A 16846-nucleotide genomic window follows, 5' to 3' on the forward strand; every position below is an offset into this window, starting at 1 on the left:
GGCTCAGATCCCGAGCCGCTGCCAGATCACAGCCAGGTTGGCCCGGTGAAGGTCCGTCGAAAAGCACGCTGCAAGTTCCTCAGCCGTCAGCCGCGCTGCAACCACTGGGTCACTCTCGAGGTTGAGACGGAAATTTCCGGTTTCGGTATTCCATGCCGCATGGGCGTGCTTCTGCACGATCCGGTAGGCCTGTTCGCGATTGAGACCCGATTCCACCAGGGCAAGCAACACGCGCTGGCTGAATACAACGCCTCCATAGATATTCATGTTCCGGGTCATATTTTCGGGATAAATGCCCAGACCCCGAACGACTTCAGTCATCTCCCTCAGCATGAACTGCAAGGTAGCTGAACAATCGGGCAGCATCATGCGCTCCACCGAACTATGGCTGATGTCCCGCTCATGCCAGAGGGCGCAGTTCTCCAGGGCGGCAACCGTGTAGCTGCGCAACACCCTGGCCAAGCCACTGATCCTCTCGCTGCGTATCGGATTGCGCTTGTGGGGCATGGCAGAGCTGCCCTTCTGGCCCTTGGCGAAGTTCTCTTCCAGCTCCAGCACGTCCGTGCGCTGCAGATTGCGGATCTCGGTGGAGAAGCGCTCCAGTGCGGTTCCCACCAGGGCCAGGGTCTGAACGTATTCCGCATGCCGATCGCGGGCGATCACCTGGGTGCTGGCCGTGTCCGGCACCAGGCCCAGCTGCCTGCAGGCCATGGCCTCCACCTCGGGGTCGGTGTTGGCGTAAGTGCCCATGGCGCCACTGATCTGACCCACGCTCACCACCTGCTCCAGCCGCTCGAGCCGCTCCTGGTTGCGCAGTGTCTCGGCCAGCCAGCCAGCCACCTTGAACCCGAAGGTGATCGGTTCGCCGTGAATCGCATGGGAGCGGCCGATCATCACCGTGTCCTTGTGCTGCCGAGCCAGGCTGCGCAGCGCCTCCACCAGCTGATCCAGTTCCTGGCGGAGCACCTGCACGGAGGCCTTCATCTGCAGCGCCAGGCCGGTGTCCAGCACATCGGAGCTGGTCATGCCCACGTGGATGTAGCGCCCCGCGTCGCCCACGTGTTCATTCACATTGGTGAGGAAGGCGATCACGTCATGGCGTACCTCGGCCTCGATACTGAGGATCCTCTCCACGCTGAAGCTGGCCTTTTCCCTGATCTGGGCCAGGGCCTCGGCGGGCACCCGACCCAGCTCGCTATTGGCGGCAGTGGCGGCGATCTCCACGTCAAGCCAGCTCTGGAACTTGGCCTGCTCGCTCCAGATGGCGCCCATCTCAGGCAGGGTGTAACGCTCGATCAAGGCCCAGCGGGTGGGAACGGCCCATCCAATGTATGGGTCGGCAAGGACGCGGCTGCAGGGGCTGGCAGGGACGCCGCTGAAAGGTGCCCGACGGGGGCGGTTCTGCTGCGCCGAAGCTGTTCAGGTCAGGGCCCTGAGCTGGCGGTGGCCCACCTCCCACTGCACCATCGCCCCCCAGCTCTGTTGGCGCACCCAGCAGCGCCCACCCCGGCACTGGATCAGCTGGAAGGGGGGGAGGTCGGGGGGCTGGTTGCGCAGCGTGACAAAGCTGCCAGGGGTCAGGGCCTCGATGAGCTGGGCCGACTGACGGTGGCGCTCCAGGTCGGCCACCTGGGCTGTGGGTGGAATGCTGGCTGCGCTGGACTGCATACTGCCGCTCGGGGGCTGGGGCCATCTTCAGGTGGCTGCGGGGGCCGCCGTGGACAATCACGCAATCTGTTCCGTTTACCTTGTGGTTTGATCAGGGAACGGCAACACCTGTCCGCTCCCGGAGTCGTGGCTTCGAAACAGCGCCTGGATCTGGAACTGGTGGCCCGCGGCTTGGTGGAGACACGCCAGCAGGCCCAGGTGCTGATCAGGGCCGGTCGGGTGCGCAGCGGTGAGCGTTTGCTCGATAAACCCGGCATGGCCGTGGCAGCTGTGCTGCCGCTGCAGGTGCTGCAGCTGCCTCGCTATGTGTCGCGCGGAGGCGAGAAACTGGAGACGGCCCTGGCCGTTTTCCCGCTCCCGGTCAGCGGTCGAGTCTGTGTCGATGGCGGCATCTCGACGGGCGGTTTCACCGACTGCCTGCTGCAGCACGGGGCTGCGCGGGTGTACGGCATTGATGTGGGTTACGGCCAGACGGCCTGGCGGCTGCGCTGCGACCCGCGGGTGGTGCTCAAGGAGCGCACCAATCTGCGCCATCTCAGTCCCGAAGCTCTGTTCGGGGCCGCCGACCCCCGGCCCGATCTGGCGGTGGCTGATGTGTCATTCATCTCCCTTGCCCTGGTGCTGCCAGCCCTGCTGGGGCTGCTGGGGGACGCTCCCCCTCGTGGCACTCACGATCTGATTCTGCTGGTGAAACCCCAGTTTGAGGTGGGTCGGGGCCAGGTGGGCAAAGGGGGTGTGGTGCGCAGCCCAGAGGCCCATGTCGGAGCCATCACGGCGGTGCTGAGGGCCGCTGAACAGCAAGGACTTCAGGCCCCAGGCCTGGTGGCGTCTCCGATCACAGGCCCGGCCGGCAACCACGAATACCTGCTCTGGCTGCGTTCGGCAGCCCTGGTGAGCGTTCCTGCTGAGGCGAGCTGGGCCTTGCCACTGGACCCCAAAGAGCGGATTGAAGCGATCAGTGCATGCGTGGCTTCCACCCTGGCCACCCCCTGAGGGGAAGATTGCCGTGGCCAGGGGGCCGAGAGGCCCCCTGGTGATCCCTAGAACTCAGAGCTTCAGAGCCGGCGAGCTCAGATGGCGCCGCTGTCGCGATCACCGGTGCGGATGCGGATCACCCCATCGATGGTGCCCACGAAGATCTTGCCGTCGCCGATTTCACCGGTGCGAGCCGCGTCTTGAATCGCATTGACCACGGTGTCGACTTTGTCATCATCCACCACGATTTCCAGCTTGAGCTTCTGGAGGAATTCCACCGTGAATTCAGAACCCCGGTAGCGCTCCACCTGACCTTTCTGCCGACCAAAGCCGCGAACCTCGCTGACTGTCATGCCCACGATGCCGGCATTGACCAGGGCAATCTTGACATCTTCAAGCTTAAAGGGCCGAATGATGGCCTCTACTTTTTTCATGGATACCGGTGGGCTGGACGATCAGGATCTCAGGGTTCCCCGCTTTTGGCGGAGAGGGGTCCATTACGCCCGAGCCAGGGGGGTGTTGTCGTAGCCGATGCTACTCGGCCAGCGCCCTGACAGGATCCCCGCTTGCAACCGGCAGGCCGTGGCCCCCAGGCCCTCCGTTGGTTTCAGTCATCATGGCCTGCGTCAGCTCTGTGCCCAGCCTTGTCCACGCCACCTGCCATCCCCGAGGCGAGCGCCAGCTCCGTTGCGGAGCAGACCCAGACACCCCTCTACGGCGAACGGGCGATCGCCGAGTGCCGGTTGATCTGCTTCGACAATCCCCGGCCGGGGCGTCCCTACGACATCGCCATCACCCTCCCGGAATTCACCTGCCTTTGTCCGTTCTCGGGCTACCCCGATTTCGCCACCCTGCGTCTGCTCTACCAGCCCGGTCCCCGGGTCATGGAGCTGAAGGCCATCAAGCTGTATGTGAACAGCTACCGCGATCGCAGCATCTCCCATGAGGAGGTGGCCAACCGGATCCTGGACGACTTCGTGGCAGCCTGCGAGCCGCAGTGGATGCAGCTGCAAGCCGATTTCAACCCCCGCGGCAATGTGCACACGGTGGTCACAGTGAGCCATGGCAGCCGTCAGGCCTGCTGAGGCGGGTTGAGCAATTCGGGTAGTTCCCGTGCAAAGGCGGTGAGGTTGCGGTTGCACAGCCCGGCCACGTGCAACCGCCCCACCTCGGCGATCGCCCAGAGCTGGCGGGTGGCCAGCAGGCTCAGGCCGCCGCCGACCAGGGCGATGGCAAAGCCCGAATACACCAGGGGGACGCCTGGATCGCGCTTGAGCAGGATGCCACTGGCCGGCAGCACCGAATCCACCCGTACAGGCAGCCCATTGATCTCCAGGGGAGCGGCGCCGATCCCCAGTTGGCCGAGCCTGGAGCCATCGGCGCCGAACACCTCCACCGGTCCCTGCTCGCTGCTGAGGCTGAGCAGCACTGGATCAGTCCCATCGGGCCTGGTGGGCAGCACCAGGCCCCAGATCTGCTCTCCCAGCTCAGGGAAGCTCTGCAGGGGCAGCTGCAGCAGCGGGCTGCGCCCCAGTTGGACGGTGATGGCGGCCAGGCCCCAGTCGGCCTGGTAAAGGGTGACGCCCTGGAAGCGCAAGGGGTGGTTGACGCTGATCTGGGAGGCCTTCAGCAGCGTGCCGGTCTCGCCATCGCCTTCCAGCAGCCGCAGGTCGGAGCGGAACTGTTCCGGCCGCCCGGCGGGATCGCGCTCCACCGCAAAGCTGTCGAGGGCGAGGGTGAGGGTGCTGTGGCCGCGGCTGTCCACCAGCTCCAGGCTGCGGCCAGGTGCCAGGAATTGCTCAGCCCGCTGGCCCCCGAGAGCTCCCCAGGCGGCCCCCAGCATCAGCACCACCATGCCGGCATGCACCAGCAGGGGCCCCACCCGCCCCAGGACTCCCCGCCGGGCGGCGAGGCGATCGGGCTGGCGCTGCACCTGCCAGCCCTCGGCCCGCAGCCTTTCCTCCAGGCGTTGCAGATCGGCGCTGGCGTCGTCGCACGCCCGCGTTTCGGCCACGTTCAGCTTGCTCAGCTGGCGCGGGCTGCGGTAATCGATCCAGCGCAGCGAGGCCCGCAGGGCAGGCCACTGGCGCCGCCAGCTGCACAGCAGAAGCGAGAGGGCCAACCAGGCCAGCAGGGCCAGGAACCAGTGGCTGGAATACACATGGTCGAGTTCCAGGCCGAGCACCCTGTCGGCATTGAGCACCCCCAGCCAGGGCTGGGGGTCGTAGAGCTGGTGGTAGAGGCCTTCAGGCTCTTTCTGGGGAATGGCGGTGCCGACACCGCTGGCGATGGCGATCACGATCAGGAGACCGATGGCCAGACGCAGATCGGCAATCCAGCCAGCCAGGCGTTGCAGGGCACTCATGGGGTCAGGTCCAGTTGGCGACCAGCATCACCAGTCCCGTCGCCAGCAGCACGGCGCCGCTCAGGGGTGGCACCCATTGACCCAGGCGCCGCAGGCTGAGCAGGCCCTGCAGGCTGGCGGCCACGGTGCCGGCCAGCAGCAGAGGCATCACCTGGCCGGCGCCGAAGCTGGTGAGCAACAGCATGCCCACCAGGGGCTTGCCCACCTGGGCCATCCAGGCCAGCAGCACCGCCAGCACGGGCGTGGTGCAGGGCGTGGCGGCAAGGCCAAAGGCAAGGCCCGCAGCCAGGGGAGCCAGGGGGGCGGGAACATGCTGGCGCCAGCGTTCGGGATCCGGGCCGGCAGGAAGCTGCAAGGGGAGCCAGCCCAGCAGGTTGAGGCCCATCGCCAGGGCGATCAGGGCCACGATGGTGGGAATCAGACCGGGAATCTGGCCATAGATCCTGCCGAGCAGCCCACTGGCCAGCCCCAGCAGCACCAGGGCGGCAACGATCCCGGCAGCGAAGCTGGCGCTGCGCAGCCAGGGCCGGCCTGCCTCGCTCTGGCCGCTGAACCCGGCGAGGTAGGCCAGGGTGACCGGCAGCAGCGAGAGGGAGCATGGGCCCAGGCTGGTCAGCACACCTCCGGCGAACACCAGAAGCACGGTGGCGGGCCCGGGATGCTGAAGAGAATTCCGAAGCAGCAGCTCGCTGTAGCGGGCCCAATCGGCCAGTGCTGCGCCAGCTTCGATCATGACTCCAGCCTATCGGGCCGGCTGCGGTCGACGGCGGCGGGGTTCGGTGCTGAGGCCCCCTGATTCCAGGGAGCAGCGAATCAGCAGACCGCAGATCAGCAGGCTGGCCAGCAGGGAATTGCCCCCGTAGCTGATCAGGGGCAGCGGCAGCCCCGTGGTGGGCATGGCCCCGCTGGCCACGGCAATGTTGAGAATTGACTGGCCCACCAGCAAGGTGGTGGCCCCCATGGCCACGAGCCTCTGCTGGTTGCTGCGGCAACTGAGCGCCACCCGCACCCCCACAAAGCCGAACAGGAGCAGGAACAGCAGCAGTGCCACCGAGCCCACGTAGCCGAACTCCTCGGCGTAGACGGCAAAGATGAAGTCGGTGGTCTGGATCGGTAGGTATTGGAGCTTCTGGGTCGAGAGGCCGAAGCCCTCCCCGAGCAGCCCACCGGAGCCGATGGCCAGGAGGCTCTGTACCAGCTGATAGCCATCGCCCTGGGCGTCCCGCCAGGGGTCCAGGAACGAGATGACCCGCAGCCGCTGGTAGTCGTTGATCAGGATGCTGGCCGAGCCCAGCAGGCCCCCCGCGGTGGCGGCTCCCAGCAGCAGTGGCAGCCCCACCCCAGCGGCCAGGGCCATCAGCCAGAGCAACAGCCCGGTGAGAGCGGCGGTGCTGAGGTTGGGCTGTTTGAGCACCAGCAGGATCAGGGTTCCAAACACACCCAACCACAGCAGTTTCTGATCGAGGCTGATGCGGCGCCAGTGGGCGAACAGGGCGGCCCCCTGCAGCACCACGAAGGGCTTCACCAGCTCGGAGGGCTGGATCTGGATGGGGCCCAGCACCAACCAGCGACTGGCGCCATTCACGGTGCTGCCCACCACCAACGTGGCGGCCACAAGCAACGTGAAGACCAGCAGGGCGAGCGGAGCCAGGTGAAGCCAGCGCCGCAGGCTGGTGCGCACCGCCATCCACAGCAATCCCCAGCTCGCCAGCATCCAGATCAGCTGGCGCTTGAGATAGAAGGCGCCATCCCCCATCTCCCGCTCGGCCACCCACCAACTAGCGGAGGCGAGCACCAGTAAGCCCATCAGGCTCCACAGGCCAACCAGGGCCAGGAGCAGACGTGCTTCCGCCGGCCACTGGGCCCAAGGCCAGGGCCAGAGGGTCCGCTCCGGGGTTACGGCGTGGGGACGGCGGCCTGGCCGTCGCGGTCGTGCGGCTGTTGGCGCAGCAGTGGAGGTCACGAACTGGACATCGGGTCCTGGCAGAACCAGGAAGGACTCCCATTGAGCCGCGCCTCACCCCTGATTGTCGAGTCTTGAGTCCGCCCATGCAGCTGTCCTCTCACGGATGGCCGCAACCGGATGGGCATGAAAAAGCCCGGCACGGGGCCGGGCTGATCAGATGATTTCTCAGGAGAGGCCTGAGAGATCAGTGATTCGCTCAGTTGCCAACGTTGACCTGACGGCGGCCGGTGGCCAATTCAACTTTGAGAATCTTGCCGCCCTGTTTCATGATTCGCTGCTGTTCAGCAAACCAGCTCTCATAGGGCACCCACTTGGTGAAGTAGGTGTTTTGAAGTTCGCGCTGGGTTCGCGACTTCTCAGGGCAAGGGATGCAGGCAGTGATTTTGAACAGGCGCATGGAGTGATCCGCAGGGATAGACGGAAACTCTGGATCAGTTACCCAGACCCGAGCAGATATAGTCGAAGTAAACGGCCATTTCACGGCCGGCATCGGGGCCCACCAAGGAAGCGGTGACTTCCTTCATGGCCTGGATCGACTGAACCGTGGCGCCGATGGGCACACCCAGGGAGTTGTAGGTTTCCTTGAGGCCGTTGAGCACCCGCTCATCCAGGATGGAGGTGTCACCTGCCAGCATGGCGTAGGTGGCATAGCGCAGGTAGTAGTCGAGGTCGCGAATGCAGGCCGCATAACGACGGCAGGTGTACATGTTGCCGCCCGGACGGGTGATGTCCGAATACAACAGAGACTTAGCGACGGCCTCTTTGATGATGCCGGAAGCGTTGGCACTGATCGTGGCGGCGGCACGGACGCGCAGCTCACCGCTGGCGAAGTACTGCTCCAGACGACCCATGGCGGAGCCGTCGAGATACAGGCCTTGAACGTCGGCCTGATTAATGACGTTGGTGATGGCGTCTTGCATGAATCCTGCTGAAGGCGTAGGAGGAAAAGGGAATGAGCAGCCTCAGGAGAGGGCGCCGATGACGTAGTCGAAGTAGAAACCAGCTTCTTCGGCGTCACCACCCGTGAGCATGCCGGTGGCCACGTTCTTCATCTCGCGGACAGCCTCGGCCATCGCATCGAGAGGCGTGCCCAGGGAGCGGTACATCTCCTTGGCACCGATGATCCCGATTTCCTCAATGGGTGTCACATCACCGGCCACAACGCCGTAGGTGACCAGGCGCAGGTAGTAGTCCATGTCCCGCAGGCAAGACGCGGTCATCTCCTCGCCATAGGCGTTGCCGCCAGGGGAGATGACGTCGGGACGCCGCTGGAACAGCGCACCCCCGGCGGTTTTGACGATGCGTTCGCGGCTCTCGCTCAGGACCTGGGCCACGCGCACACGGCGCTGGCCGGCAGTCACGAAGGATTTGATCTGGTCGAGTTCGCCAGGGCTGAGATAGCGGGCTTCGGCGTCCGCGTTGATGATCGAGTTGGAGACGATGCTCATGCAGTTCTGCCTCGAAACAAGCGGCCGCCTTGACGGAGACCGGTATCCGGTGGGTAAGGGAGTGATCGACTCGCGCCGATCGCCGAATCATTCTGCGCCAAGGCCCCGCCATGGCTCCTGCTCCGGTAACAGTTCTTCATGGCCAGACGCTGAAGGAAAAGCACTGGCGCGCAAGGGGTTTGGCGGATGTTTCCAATAGTGAATAAACCCTACGACGCTCCTGGCTAGGGGCGTCGTAGGGGGTGACTGTTGTCTTCAGCGGATACGGCAAAGAATTGCTGTGGAGGCATATTTTTCCTGCGATGCATAACCTCACGTTGGAGTGCTCCGAAGGAGAAGATGTTGCTCTGATGGGCGTTAATGCCTCAGCCGCTCATCTAGCGTGCATCGACAGATTGGTGGCGGCCATGTCATCTGTAGCCATCGGATCGGAACCGTTCAGGTGGCCGAGGGCTGGAGGCTGAACGAGCAGCGTCATAGCTTCGAGCCTGTGGCCTCTGGCCTAGGTGAGCTCACGGGGCCTTGCTCCTCAGGGGTCTGGGCGTCTGTGCGCAGCCCAGGAGGGGACTTGGGACCCAGCTAAATCGCTCCACGGGGGGCTGGATTCAACCCCCCGTTGCCACCATAGAGAGCCGCCGTCCGGTTCACGGTGCTGAGGGGAATGCCGTCAGCGGTGGCCAGGCCGCGCACATAGGGAACGGTGTCCTGTCCGAAGGCCTCGGCGTACTCCTGGCTGTTCAGCAGCTCCTGTACGGCTGCGACCTGACCGGAGGCGGCCCTCGTGGCCAGATAACGGCTCACTTCCTGGGGCTGGGCTGCCCGTCCCAGCAGGGCCAGGTAGGCCGCAGAAGCAGCCCGCAGCGGCGCCATGCGGTTGAGCCGCTGCTGAAACAATTCACCGGTGGCCACCTGGGCCACGAATTCGGCAGCCGTCAGCTGGACGTTGCGGAACTGGGACTCGGCGTCCTTGAGGCGCTCGACCGCCAGGGGAATGCGGTTGAGCAGTTGGCGGTAGGTGCTGGTGACGGCTTCCTGCACCTGGGCCTCGCTGGCGGTGCGGCCCACGCGGACCGGACGTCCGAGGCCCTGGCGCCGGCCGAAGCCCTGCGGCTGGCCGGGACGCAGGGCCCGTTGCATGGCCTCTCCAGGCTGCAGGGCCGGTGCCGTGGCCAGGTTGCCCCCAACGGCCTTGGTCCAGCCACCGACGAGCGGAGCCTGGGGGGCAGAGGGGCTCTCAAATCCCTGGCCACCGGGAGTGCTCCAGAAAGCATTCACTCCGGGAGCGCGCCAGGTGCGTTCCGGAGCCGGCTGCTGGCGGACACTGTTGCTGGCTGTCCGGGAACCGGCAGGACGGCTGACCTCGCCACCGGCAACCTTGGCGCTCCAACTGCCGCGGATGACGCTGTCGCGCTGGGGAAGGTTGCGGGGGGTGATGTCGCCAACGGTGCGCACGGCCAGGGGCGGAGCCACTTCGGGGCGCTTGGTGGGAGTGAGGTCCGGGTAGGCGGCGGCGTTGAAGGGCCGATTCAGGCCAGGAACCTTGCGGGCGCTCCGATCGGCAGGGGTGATGAAGCGCTCGAAGGGAACCGTGTCCTCGCCGAAGCAGTCGTTGTACTCCCGGCTGTTGAGCATGGCGTCGATGACGCCATAGAAGCCCTGGCGGGCTGCCGTGTCGAAGTAGGCATCGATTTCCCAGCGGCCGAAGCTGGGGCGGCCCAACAGGCGCCGATGCATCACTTCAATGGCCTTGGTGATGTAGAGGCCGCTCCAGTAGCGCCGGCGGAAGGCGTTGGAGCGGGCCACTTGGCGCACGAACTCCCTCAGGCTGATGTCGCCGTTCTCCAGCTTGATCTCTTCCACCTTGTTGCGCTCGCCGGCATAGCCGGCGTTGCCGAGCACCTGCACATACACCGCATTGATCACGGCCTGGGTGCTGGCTTCGGTGCCGCGGATACTGGGCTGGCCGCCGCGGCGGGGCACGGAGTTGCCACCGGTGGCGATCTGCTGCAGGCGCACCACCTTGGGGCCGACCCGCCGGGGAACTGCCTTGCGGAACTGGCGGCTGTCCATCTGACCGGGCTGGTTCAGGCCGTTGCCGATCAGGATGCGGCGACTGTCATAGCCGAACGGGGCGGGACGGGTGGCCACCTTGGCGGTGCTGGAGGGGAAAATGGCACCGTAGGTGAGGCCCAGCGGATCGTTGCTGCCGCCGTAGGGGTGCTGATCGGGATAGGGCTGGCGGTAGGAGGCGTAGAGGGTGACGTACTGGGGCGCTCCCTCAAAGGGCGCGCTGAAGCGGAAGAGCTTGCGGTTCGAACCCCAGCCGGCGCTTTCCTGGGCTTCCTCGCCGAGGTCGCGCAGGTAGGGAACGGTCTCCTCACCGAAGACCCGGGCGTACTCCATCGAGTTCACCAGGCAGTCGACCAGGCCGGGCAGGCCCTGGGCACTGATGATGTCGAAGTAGGCGGTGAACTCTTCTCTCGAGCTGAGGCCCCTGCCGAGGAAGTGGCGGAAGGCCAGCTCCACGGCCCGACTGTTGGAAAAGCGGCCGTAAAACTGCTTCTGGTAGTCGCGGCTGCGGCCGAGGGCGCGGATGAACTCGCGCATCGAGAGCTGCCCCTGGCGCGTCTGGGTGGCTTCCACGGAGCACACCTCCTGGCCGTAGCCCTTGACGATGTCGCGCTCGAAGACCTGGCGGTAGGCCGCCCGGATCACCTCGGCCTTCTGGGCCCCGGTCATGGCCGGCTTCATCACGAAGCGCAGGGCCTTGCCCTGGGCTCCGAGGGCGTAGGTGGCGGGGAGTTGCAGTCCCTGGCTCATCGGGCTGCCCAGACGCTGGCGTGCCGAGGGGGTGGGAATCGCCAGTTCGGCGATGAGCACATTGAAATACTGGATCACCAGCTGGCGGGTGTCAGGCTCGCCCTTGAACAGCCCGGCCGAGGCCGCCCGCATTTCCTGCAGGGCCACGTTGGTGGCTGTCAGGGAGCAGGCCTTCTCGAGCACATCGCGGAGGCCGCGGGTGTTGACGGCCAGGATGCTGGGGTCGCCTGCCACCAGGGCATAGCCCACGTAGCGCAGGAACCAGGCGAGGTCGCGGATCGATTTCCGCATCCTGGCGGTGCCGTAGAGACCCACCGCAATCGGCGAGAAGCCGGTCGGCAGCACCACGCGCACGTCGGCGTCGCCGCCAGCACCGTCCAGCAGACGGCTGATCAGGCTGCCGCGGCCGGTGCTGCCGCTGGCCCCTGCATAGGTTTCGACCGAACGGCGGAAGGCGGCCTGATCTGCGGCCAGGACGGCGGTCTGGCTGCCCGAGCGGGCCGCAGGGCTGAGGGGCGCATCCAGGTAGGAAAGCGGCGTTCCACCCGAGAAGATCCTGTTGGCCGCCTTGGCCACGATGAAGTCGGCATTGTCCGAAATGCGACGGGCTGCCTCCACCCGCCTCTGGCCGCTCTGAAAGAACGTGACCAGGTTGTTCAGCTCCCCCCCATCAGGGAAGCGGTCCTCCTGCTCCGCCTGACGGACGCTGGACAGCGGCAGGGTGTCGTAGCGCTGGGGAGCAACCCTGGTGCTGCCGCTGCTGGCGGTCACGGTCATTGACGAGAGCGAACCGGGCCGCGCCAACCTACGGCTCGTTGCCAGGAGCACCGGGAGCTGTTGAACAAATGTTTGCAGCCCCGGCAGCCCCGGCAGCCCCGGCAGCCCCCCCGGTCCAGCCCTGTCGCCGGGGCCGCCGTGAAATGCTCGCCCCCAGATCGCCCTGCTGCCGTGTCTGCCAGTGATGCCGCCACCCCTGTGGTGAGCGCCTTCTACGACCGCTTCCCCTACCCAGCCGACCCGCTCCAGGACGGGCCTCCTCCTGGCTACAACTGGCGCTGGTGTGTCGACAGCGCCTGGGTGGCGGCCAGCGGTGCCCTGCCGCCACCCGGGCCCTCAGGCAGGCGGGCCTGGCGAATCCTGGACGCCGGCTGCGGCACTGGCGTAAGCACCGACTACCTCTGCCATCTCAACCCGGGCTCGTCGGTGCTGGCGGTGGATATCAGTGCCGGTGCCCTGGACGTGGCCCGGGAGCGCACCCGCCGCTCCGGCGCCGCCCAGCAGGTCGGGGAGCTGCGCATCGAGCAGCGCAGCCTGCTCGACCTGGCCGGCGAGGGACCCTTCGACTACATCAACTCGGTGGGTGTGCTGCATCACCTGCGCCAGCCGGAGGCCGGACTGAAGGCCCTGGCGGGCCTGCTCAGGCCCGGCGGCCTCCTGCATCTGTTTCTGTATGCCGATGGGGGGCGCTGGGAAATTCACCGGATCCAGCGCAGCCTCGGCCGTCTGGGGGTGGGCAGCGGCAGCGAGGGGATGCGGCTGGGCCGCCAGCTCTTCGCCGACCTGCCCGAGACCAACCGGCTACGGCGGCACCACGAGCAGCGTTGGGCCCTCGACACCGCGGCCGAGGCCAACTTCGCCGACATGTACCTCCATCCCCAGGAGACCAGCTACAACCTGGAGCGATTGATGGCCTTCGTGCAGAGCGCGGAGCTCTCATTTGCGGGCTTTTCCAATCCGGGCGTCTGGGACCCGGCCCGGTTGCTGAGCGGCGAGCTGCTGGAGAGGGCCCAGGCCCTGCCTGACTTGGAGCGCTGGGCTCTGGTGGAGGATCTGGACCCTGAGATCAGCCACTTCGAGTTCTTTCTCTCCCAGGGGGCGCTGCCCAGCCCCTGCTGGGATGACGATGGAGCTCTGCTGGCAGCCGGCGGCATCCGCAACCGCTGCCTCTGGGGCTGGCCCTCCACGGAGCTGCTGGATCCGGATCTGATGCCTCTGAGCCTCAGCAACGAGGCTCTGGCCCTCATGCAGGCCCTGGAGGCCGCCCCCCCGGGGACGGCGATCGGTGCCCTGCCTGCTGAGCGCTCGACAGCCGGCCCGACGGACGACACAATCAACGCATCGAGGCAACGCCGACTTGGCGCCGCCCGGGAGCTGTTGGCCGCCCGGGTGTTGCTACCACTGGCTTCTGGGGCTGCGTGATAGATTCCGCGCGCCTTCTAGGGGTTGGCTCGGTTGTCGGTTTCTCCACCTTGCCTGCCTGGGCAGCCCTTGGCTGATCAGGTGACAGGATCGGTTGATGCCGGCCAGCCGGCAGGGGACGTGGACCCTGCTGCCGACGCGCAAGCCCCCCAGGCCGATGCCGCCGAGCCGGACAATGGCATGGCCGAGTATCACCGTCTCCAACTGAAGCTGCAGCAGCTCACCCTGCTGCTCAGCGGTGTGGCCTTCCTGGCCACCGGTCTGCTCCTGAGCTGGAGCACAGCGTTCGCTGTGCTGGTGGGGGCTACGGCCGCCCTCCTCTATCTGCGGCTGCTCGGGCGCAGCGTCACCCGACTGGGTGGTGAGCGACGCGGCATGGGCAAGGCCCAGCTGCTCGTGCCCATTCTCCTTGTGCTGGCCGCCTGCCGCCTGCCCCAGCTGGATCTGCTGCCTGCTTTCCTGGGGTTCCTGCTCTACAAGCCCGCAGTGATCCTGCAGGCCGTGCTCGACGCCTGAATTCCCCGTCCCCCTGATCCCCCCGATGCTTGCGCTGCCCTCCATTCTGACTTTCGCCGAGCTTGAGGTGGGTCAACACCTCTACTGGCAGCTGGGCAACCTCAAGATCCATGGCCAGGTGTTCCTGAGCTCCTGGGTTGTGATCGGTGCCCTGTTGGCCCTGGTGATCGCCGGAACCCGCAAGCTCGAACGTGACCCGCGCGGCACCCAGAATCTGCTGGAGTTTCTGTGGGATTACATCCGCGACCTCTCCCGGGAGCAGATCGGTGAACGGGCCTACAGAGACTGGATGCCCTTCATCGGCACGCTGTTCCTGTTCATCTTCGTGAGCAACTGGGGCGGAGCGCTGGTTCCCTGGAAGCTGATCCACCTGCCCAGCGGCGAGCTTGGCGCCCCAACCGCCGACATCAACACCACTATTGCCCTGGCACTGCTGGTGTCGCTTGCTTACTTCTACGCGGGCCTCAGCCGCAAAGGGCTTCGTTACTTTGAGTATTACGTGGAGCCCACGCCAATCATGCTCCCGTTCAAGATCGTCGAGGATTTCACCAAACCACTTTCGCTCTCTTTCCGACTTTTCGGCAATATCCTGGCCGACGAATTGGTTGTGGCCGTGCTGGCCTTTCTGGTTCCCCTGCTGGTGCCGCTTCCGGCGATGTTCCTGGGCCTGTTCACCAGCGCGATCCAGGCTCTGATCTTTGCCACCCTTGCCGCTTACTACATCGGTGAAGCGGTCCACGAGGAGCACCACTAGAGCGGCTCAGCTGGCCCGGTCCGCCGGTCTGGCAAACTCACTGCGCGCAGGTCCGGTAGCCACCGGGCCCGTTTCCAACCCCAGGCAACGTCCCAGGCGCAGGAGAATTTCATCCCTCCGTCCACTCAGCGCTGTCCCAGCGCATCCATCTTTTCTTCCCCCATGGATTCCATCACTTCCGCAGCTTCCGTTGTGGCCGCTGGTCTGGCCGTCGGCCTGGGCGCCATCGGCCCTGGCATCGGTCAGGGCACCGCTGCCGGCGGCGCCGTTGAAGGCATCGCCCGCCAGCCCGAAGCCGAGGGCAAGATCCGCGGCACCCTGCTGCTTTCGCTGGCCTTCATGGAGGCGCTCACCATCTACGGCCTCGTGGTTGCCCTGGTGCTGCTGTTCGCCAACCCCTTCGCTGGTTGATCGGCTTCTGAGTGGACGGTCGGTGGGGGCTTGATGCCCCTGCCGTCTGGCAGCTCGGCCCCTCCTTCCATCCCGATCCCTCCAGCGCATCGATTCCCATGACCAGCTGGCTTCTGCTCGCCGAAGCAGGCGCACCCGAGGGAGGTCTCTTCGACCTCGACGCCACACTGCCTCTGATGGCTGTGCAGGTCGTTCTCCTCACCTTCATCCTCAACTCGCTGTTCTTCCGCCCCGTTGGCCGGGCTGTTGAGGAGCGCGAGGGCTACATCAGCACCAGCCGCGCCGACGCCAAGCAGAAGCTGGCCCAGGTGGAGCGCCTGGAGGGCGACCTGCGTGAGCAGCTCAAAGAGGCTCGCCAGCAGGCCCAGCAGCTGATCCTGGAAGCCGAGCAGGAGATGGACCAGCTCTACCGTTCCGCCCTGGCTGCGGCCACTGCCGACGCCAACGCCAAGAGGGAAGAAGTCCGGCGCCAGATCGATGGCCAACGGGATCAGGCCCTCATCCGCCTCAGCGGGGATGCTGATGGGCTTGCCGATCTGATCGTCTCCCGCCTGCTGGCTCCCGCGCCATGACCCCAATGCTTCCTCTTTTCGCCAGCCACGGCGGCTTTGGTCTCAACCTCGACCTGTTCGAGACCAACATCATCAATCTGGTGATCGTGATCGTCGCTCTCTGGAAGTTTCTTCCGGGGTTTCTGGGCGGCATCCTTGAGCGCCGCAGGGCGGCCATCCTCACGGATCTCGACGATGCCGAGCAACGCCTGAGCCAGGCCAACGCCAGCCTGACTGAGGCCCAGAGCGCCCTCGCCGCGGCCCACCAGAAGGCCGAGCAGATTCGGGTGGATGGCAAGGCCAGGGCAGCGGCCATTCGGGCCGACAGTGAGGCCCGAACCATCGATGAGATGGCCCGCCTCAAGCAGGGCGCCATGGCCGATCTCGATGCCGAGGCCGCCAGGGTCACAGAAGCTCTGCGCCGGGAAGCCGCCCAGCAGGCGATCGACAAGGCTCTCGCCAGCCTGCCCGGCAAGCTCGATGCCACGGCCCAGGCCCGCCTGATCGATCAGTCCATCCAGAATCTGGGGAACGCCTGATGCCTCTGCTCAATAGTCTCGCCAGCCCCTATGCGGAGGCGCTGCTGCAGGTCACCGAGGCCCGAGAGGAAACCGACAGCGTGGCTGACCAGGCCCGCGACCTGCTGGCCATCTGGAAGGCCTCGTCCCAGCTTCGCGAGGCCATGGCCTCACCGGTGCTGGAGCCTGAGGCCAAGAAGGCGGCCCTGGACGCTCTGTTCAAGGACCAGACTGCGGCCTCGCTCCAGAATCTGCTGAAAGTGCTGGCTGATCGCCAGCGCATCGCCGTGCTCGATGCCGTGCTGATGCGCTTCCTTGAGCTGTACCGCGAGCTCCGCAACATCGCCATGGCCACTGTCACGTCCGCCACGCCCCTGAGCGAAGAGCAGCAGCAGCAGCTCACCGCCAAGGTGCAGGCCCTGGCAGGCACCGATGCCGTCGAGGTCGATCTGCAGATCGATCCCGCCCTGATCGGCGGTTTCATCGTCAGTGTGGGTTCCCAGGTGGTCGACGCCAGCCTCTCCGGCCAGGTTCGTCGCCTCGGTCTTGCCCTGGCCAAGGTTGGCTAGAGGGCCCTGCCCGCTCTTCTTCGGGAGTCGCCGCTCCCGCCCCATCACTCTCCCCCCAGTTCCCCTCCACTCCCCCTGCGGGGATT

Annotated in this window: 19 protein-coding genes; 9 read left to right on the top strand and 10 right to left on the bottom strand. The window is 66.0% G+C overall.

Annotated elements, in window-relative coordinates; translation table 11 throughout:
• Positions 1-3 precede the first annotated feature (3 nt).
• Both purB and ACWJIO_RS04825 read right to left on the bottom strand, forming a co-directional pair.
• Entirely contained in the window at positions 4-1299 is a 1296-nt protein-coding gene (purB, locus tag ACWJIO_RS04820) for an adenylosuccinate lyase (protein ID WP_480311746.1), read from the bottom strand.
• Positions 1300-1419: 120 nt separating this feature from the next.
• Entirely contained in the window at positions 1420-1668 is a 249-nt protein-coding gene (locus ACWJIO_RS04825; RefSeq protein ID WP_480311747.1) for a hypothetical protein, read from the bottom strand.
• A 126-nt stretch (positions 1669-1794) separates the two neighbouring features.
• Between ACWJIO_RS04825 and ACWJIO_RS04830 the strand changes: the two genes are divergently transcribed.
• Positions 1795-2661, top strand: a complete 867-nt coding sequence (locus tag ACWJIO_RS04830; protein ID WP_480311748.1) for a TlyA family RNA methyltransferase — start codon at positions 1795-1797, stop codon at positions 2659-2661.
• A 77-nt stretch (positions 2662-2738) separates the two neighbouring features.
• Here ACWJIO_RS04830 and ACWJIO_RS04835 read toward each other — a convergent pair whose 3' ends face one another.
• Complete coding sequence (locus ACWJIO_RS04835; protein WP_186698784.1) at positions 2739-3077, bottom strand: P-II family nitrogen regulator; 339 nt, start codon at positions 3075-3077, stop codon at positions 2739-2741.
• A gap of 228 nt (positions 3078-3305) precedes the next feature.
• On the opposite strand from ACWJIO_RS04835, the gene queF reads away from it, so the two are divergent.
• Positions 3306-3728 carry a preQ(1) synthase gene (gene queF, locus ACWJIO_RS04840; RefSeq protein WP_480311965.1) on the top strand — a complete coding sequence of 141 codons (423 nt, stop codon included), beginning with the start codon at positions 3306-3308 and terminating at the stop codon, positions 3726-3728.
• Here queF and ACWJIO_RS04845 read toward each other — a convergent pair.
• From ACWJIO_RS04845 to ACWJIO_RS04875, 7 genes are all read right to left on the bottom strand, one after another.
• Complete coding sequence (locus ACWJIO_RS04845) at positions 3716-5008, bottom strand: cytochrome c biogenesis ResB family protein (protein WP_480311749.1); 1293 nt, start codon at positions 5006-5008, stop codon at positions 3716-3718. The genes queF and ACWJIO_RS04845 overlap by 13 nt on opposite strands.
• A 4-nt stretch (positions 5009-5012) precedes the next feature.
• On the bottom strand, positions 5013-5741 hold the full coding sequence (locus tag ACWJIO_RS04850; RefSeq protein ID WP_480311750.1) for a cytochrome c biogenesis CcdA family protein: 729 nt from the start codon (positions 5739-5741) through the stop codon (positions 5013-5015).
• Between the two features lie 9 nt (positions 5742-5750).
• Complete coding sequence (locus tag ACWJIO_RS04855; RefSeq protein ID WP_480311967.1) at positions 5751-6848, bottom strand: FtsW/RodA/SpoVE family cell cycle protein; 1098 nt, start codon at positions 6846-6848, stop codon at positions 5751-5753.
• A gap of 322 nt (positions 6849-7170) precedes the next feature.
• A complete protein-coding gene (locus ACWJIO_RS04860; protein WP_087068758.1) occupies positions 7171-7371 on the bottom strand; it encodes a phycobilisome linker polypeptide in 201 nt (66 codons plus the stop codon).
• 34 nt (positions 7372-7405) lie between these two features.
• Positions 7406-7894 (bottom strand): allophycocyanin subunit beta, encoded by a 489-nt coding sequence (apcB, locus tag ACWJIO_RS04865; RefSeq protein ID WP_186698796.1) that lies wholly within the window; start codon positions 7892-7894, stop codon positions 7406-7408.
• Positions 7895-7936: 42 nt separating this feature from the next.
• A complete protein-coding gene (locus ACWJIO_RS04870; protein WP_186698798.1) occupies positions 7937-8422 on the bottom strand; it encodes a globin family protein in 486 nt (161 codons plus the stop codon).
• Between the two features lie 579 nt (positions 8423-9001).
• A complete protein-coding gene (locus ACWJIO_RS04875) occupies positions 9002-12019 on the bottom strand; it encodes a phycobilisome rod-core linker polypeptide (protein WP_480311751.1) in 3018 nt (1005 codons plus the stop codon).
• Positions 12020-12190: 171 nt separating this feature from the next.
• On the opposite strand from ACWJIO_RS04875, the gene ACWJIO_RS04880 reads away from it, so the two are divergent.
• The 7 genes from ACWJIO_RS04880 to atpH all read left to right on the top strand — a co-directional run bounded on the left by ACWJIO_RS04880 (position 12191) and on the right by atpH (position 16760).
• Positions 12191-13441 (top strand): class I SAM-dependent methyltransferase, encoded by a 1251-nt coding sequence (locus ACWJIO_RS04880; RefSeq protein ID WP_480311752.1) that lies wholly within the window; start codon positions 12191-12193, stop codon positions 13439-13441.
• Between the two features lie 81 nt (positions 13442-13522).
• Positions 13523-13957 (top strand): hypothetical protein, encoded by a 435-nt coding sequence (locus ACWJIO_RS04885; protein WP_480311753.1) that lies wholly within the window; start codon positions 13523-13525, stop codon positions 13955-13957.
• Between the two features lie 25 nt (positions 13958-13982).
• Positions 13983-14711: a F0F1 ATP synthase subunit A gene (atpB, locus tag ACWJIO_RS04890; protein WP_480311754.1), complete on the top strand. Its 729-nt coding sequence runs from the start codon at positions 13983-13985 to the stop codon at positions 14709-14711.
• A 162-nt stretch (positions 14712-14873) separates the two neighbouring features.
• On the top strand, positions 14874-15122 hold the full coding sequence (gene atpE / locus ACWJIO_RS04895) for an ATP synthase F0 subunit C (protein WP_010315318.1): 249 nt from the start codon (positions 14874-14876) through the stop codon (positions 15120-15122).
• A 98-nt stretch (positions 15123-15220) separates the two neighbouring features.
• Entirely contained in the window at positions 15221-15694 is a 474-nt protein-coding gene (locus ACWJIO_RS04900) for a F0F1 ATP synthase subunit B' (protein ID WP_480311755.1), read from the top strand.
• Positions 15691-16212, top strand: a complete 522-nt coding sequence (locus ACWJIO_RS04905; protein ID WP_480311756.1) for a F0F1 ATP synthase subunit B — start codon at positions 15691-15693, stop codon at positions 16210-16212. The genes ACWJIO_RS04900 and ACWJIO_RS04905 overlap by 4 nt, the downstream gene beginning before the upstream one ends.
• Positions 16212-16760 carry an ATP synthase F1 subunit delta gene (gene atpH / locus ACWJIO_RS04910; protein ID WP_480311757.1) on the top strand — a complete coding sequence of 183 codons (549 nt, stop codon included), beginning with the start codon at positions 16212-16214 and terminating at the stop codon, positions 16758-16760. Before ACWJIO_RS04905 ends, atpH begins: the two co-directional genes overlap by 1 nt.
• The last annotated feature ends 86 nt before the right edge of the window (positions 16761-16846 follow it).

It is taken from the genome of Paraciimarium castrense LEGE 11436 (genome assembly GCF_056633055.1).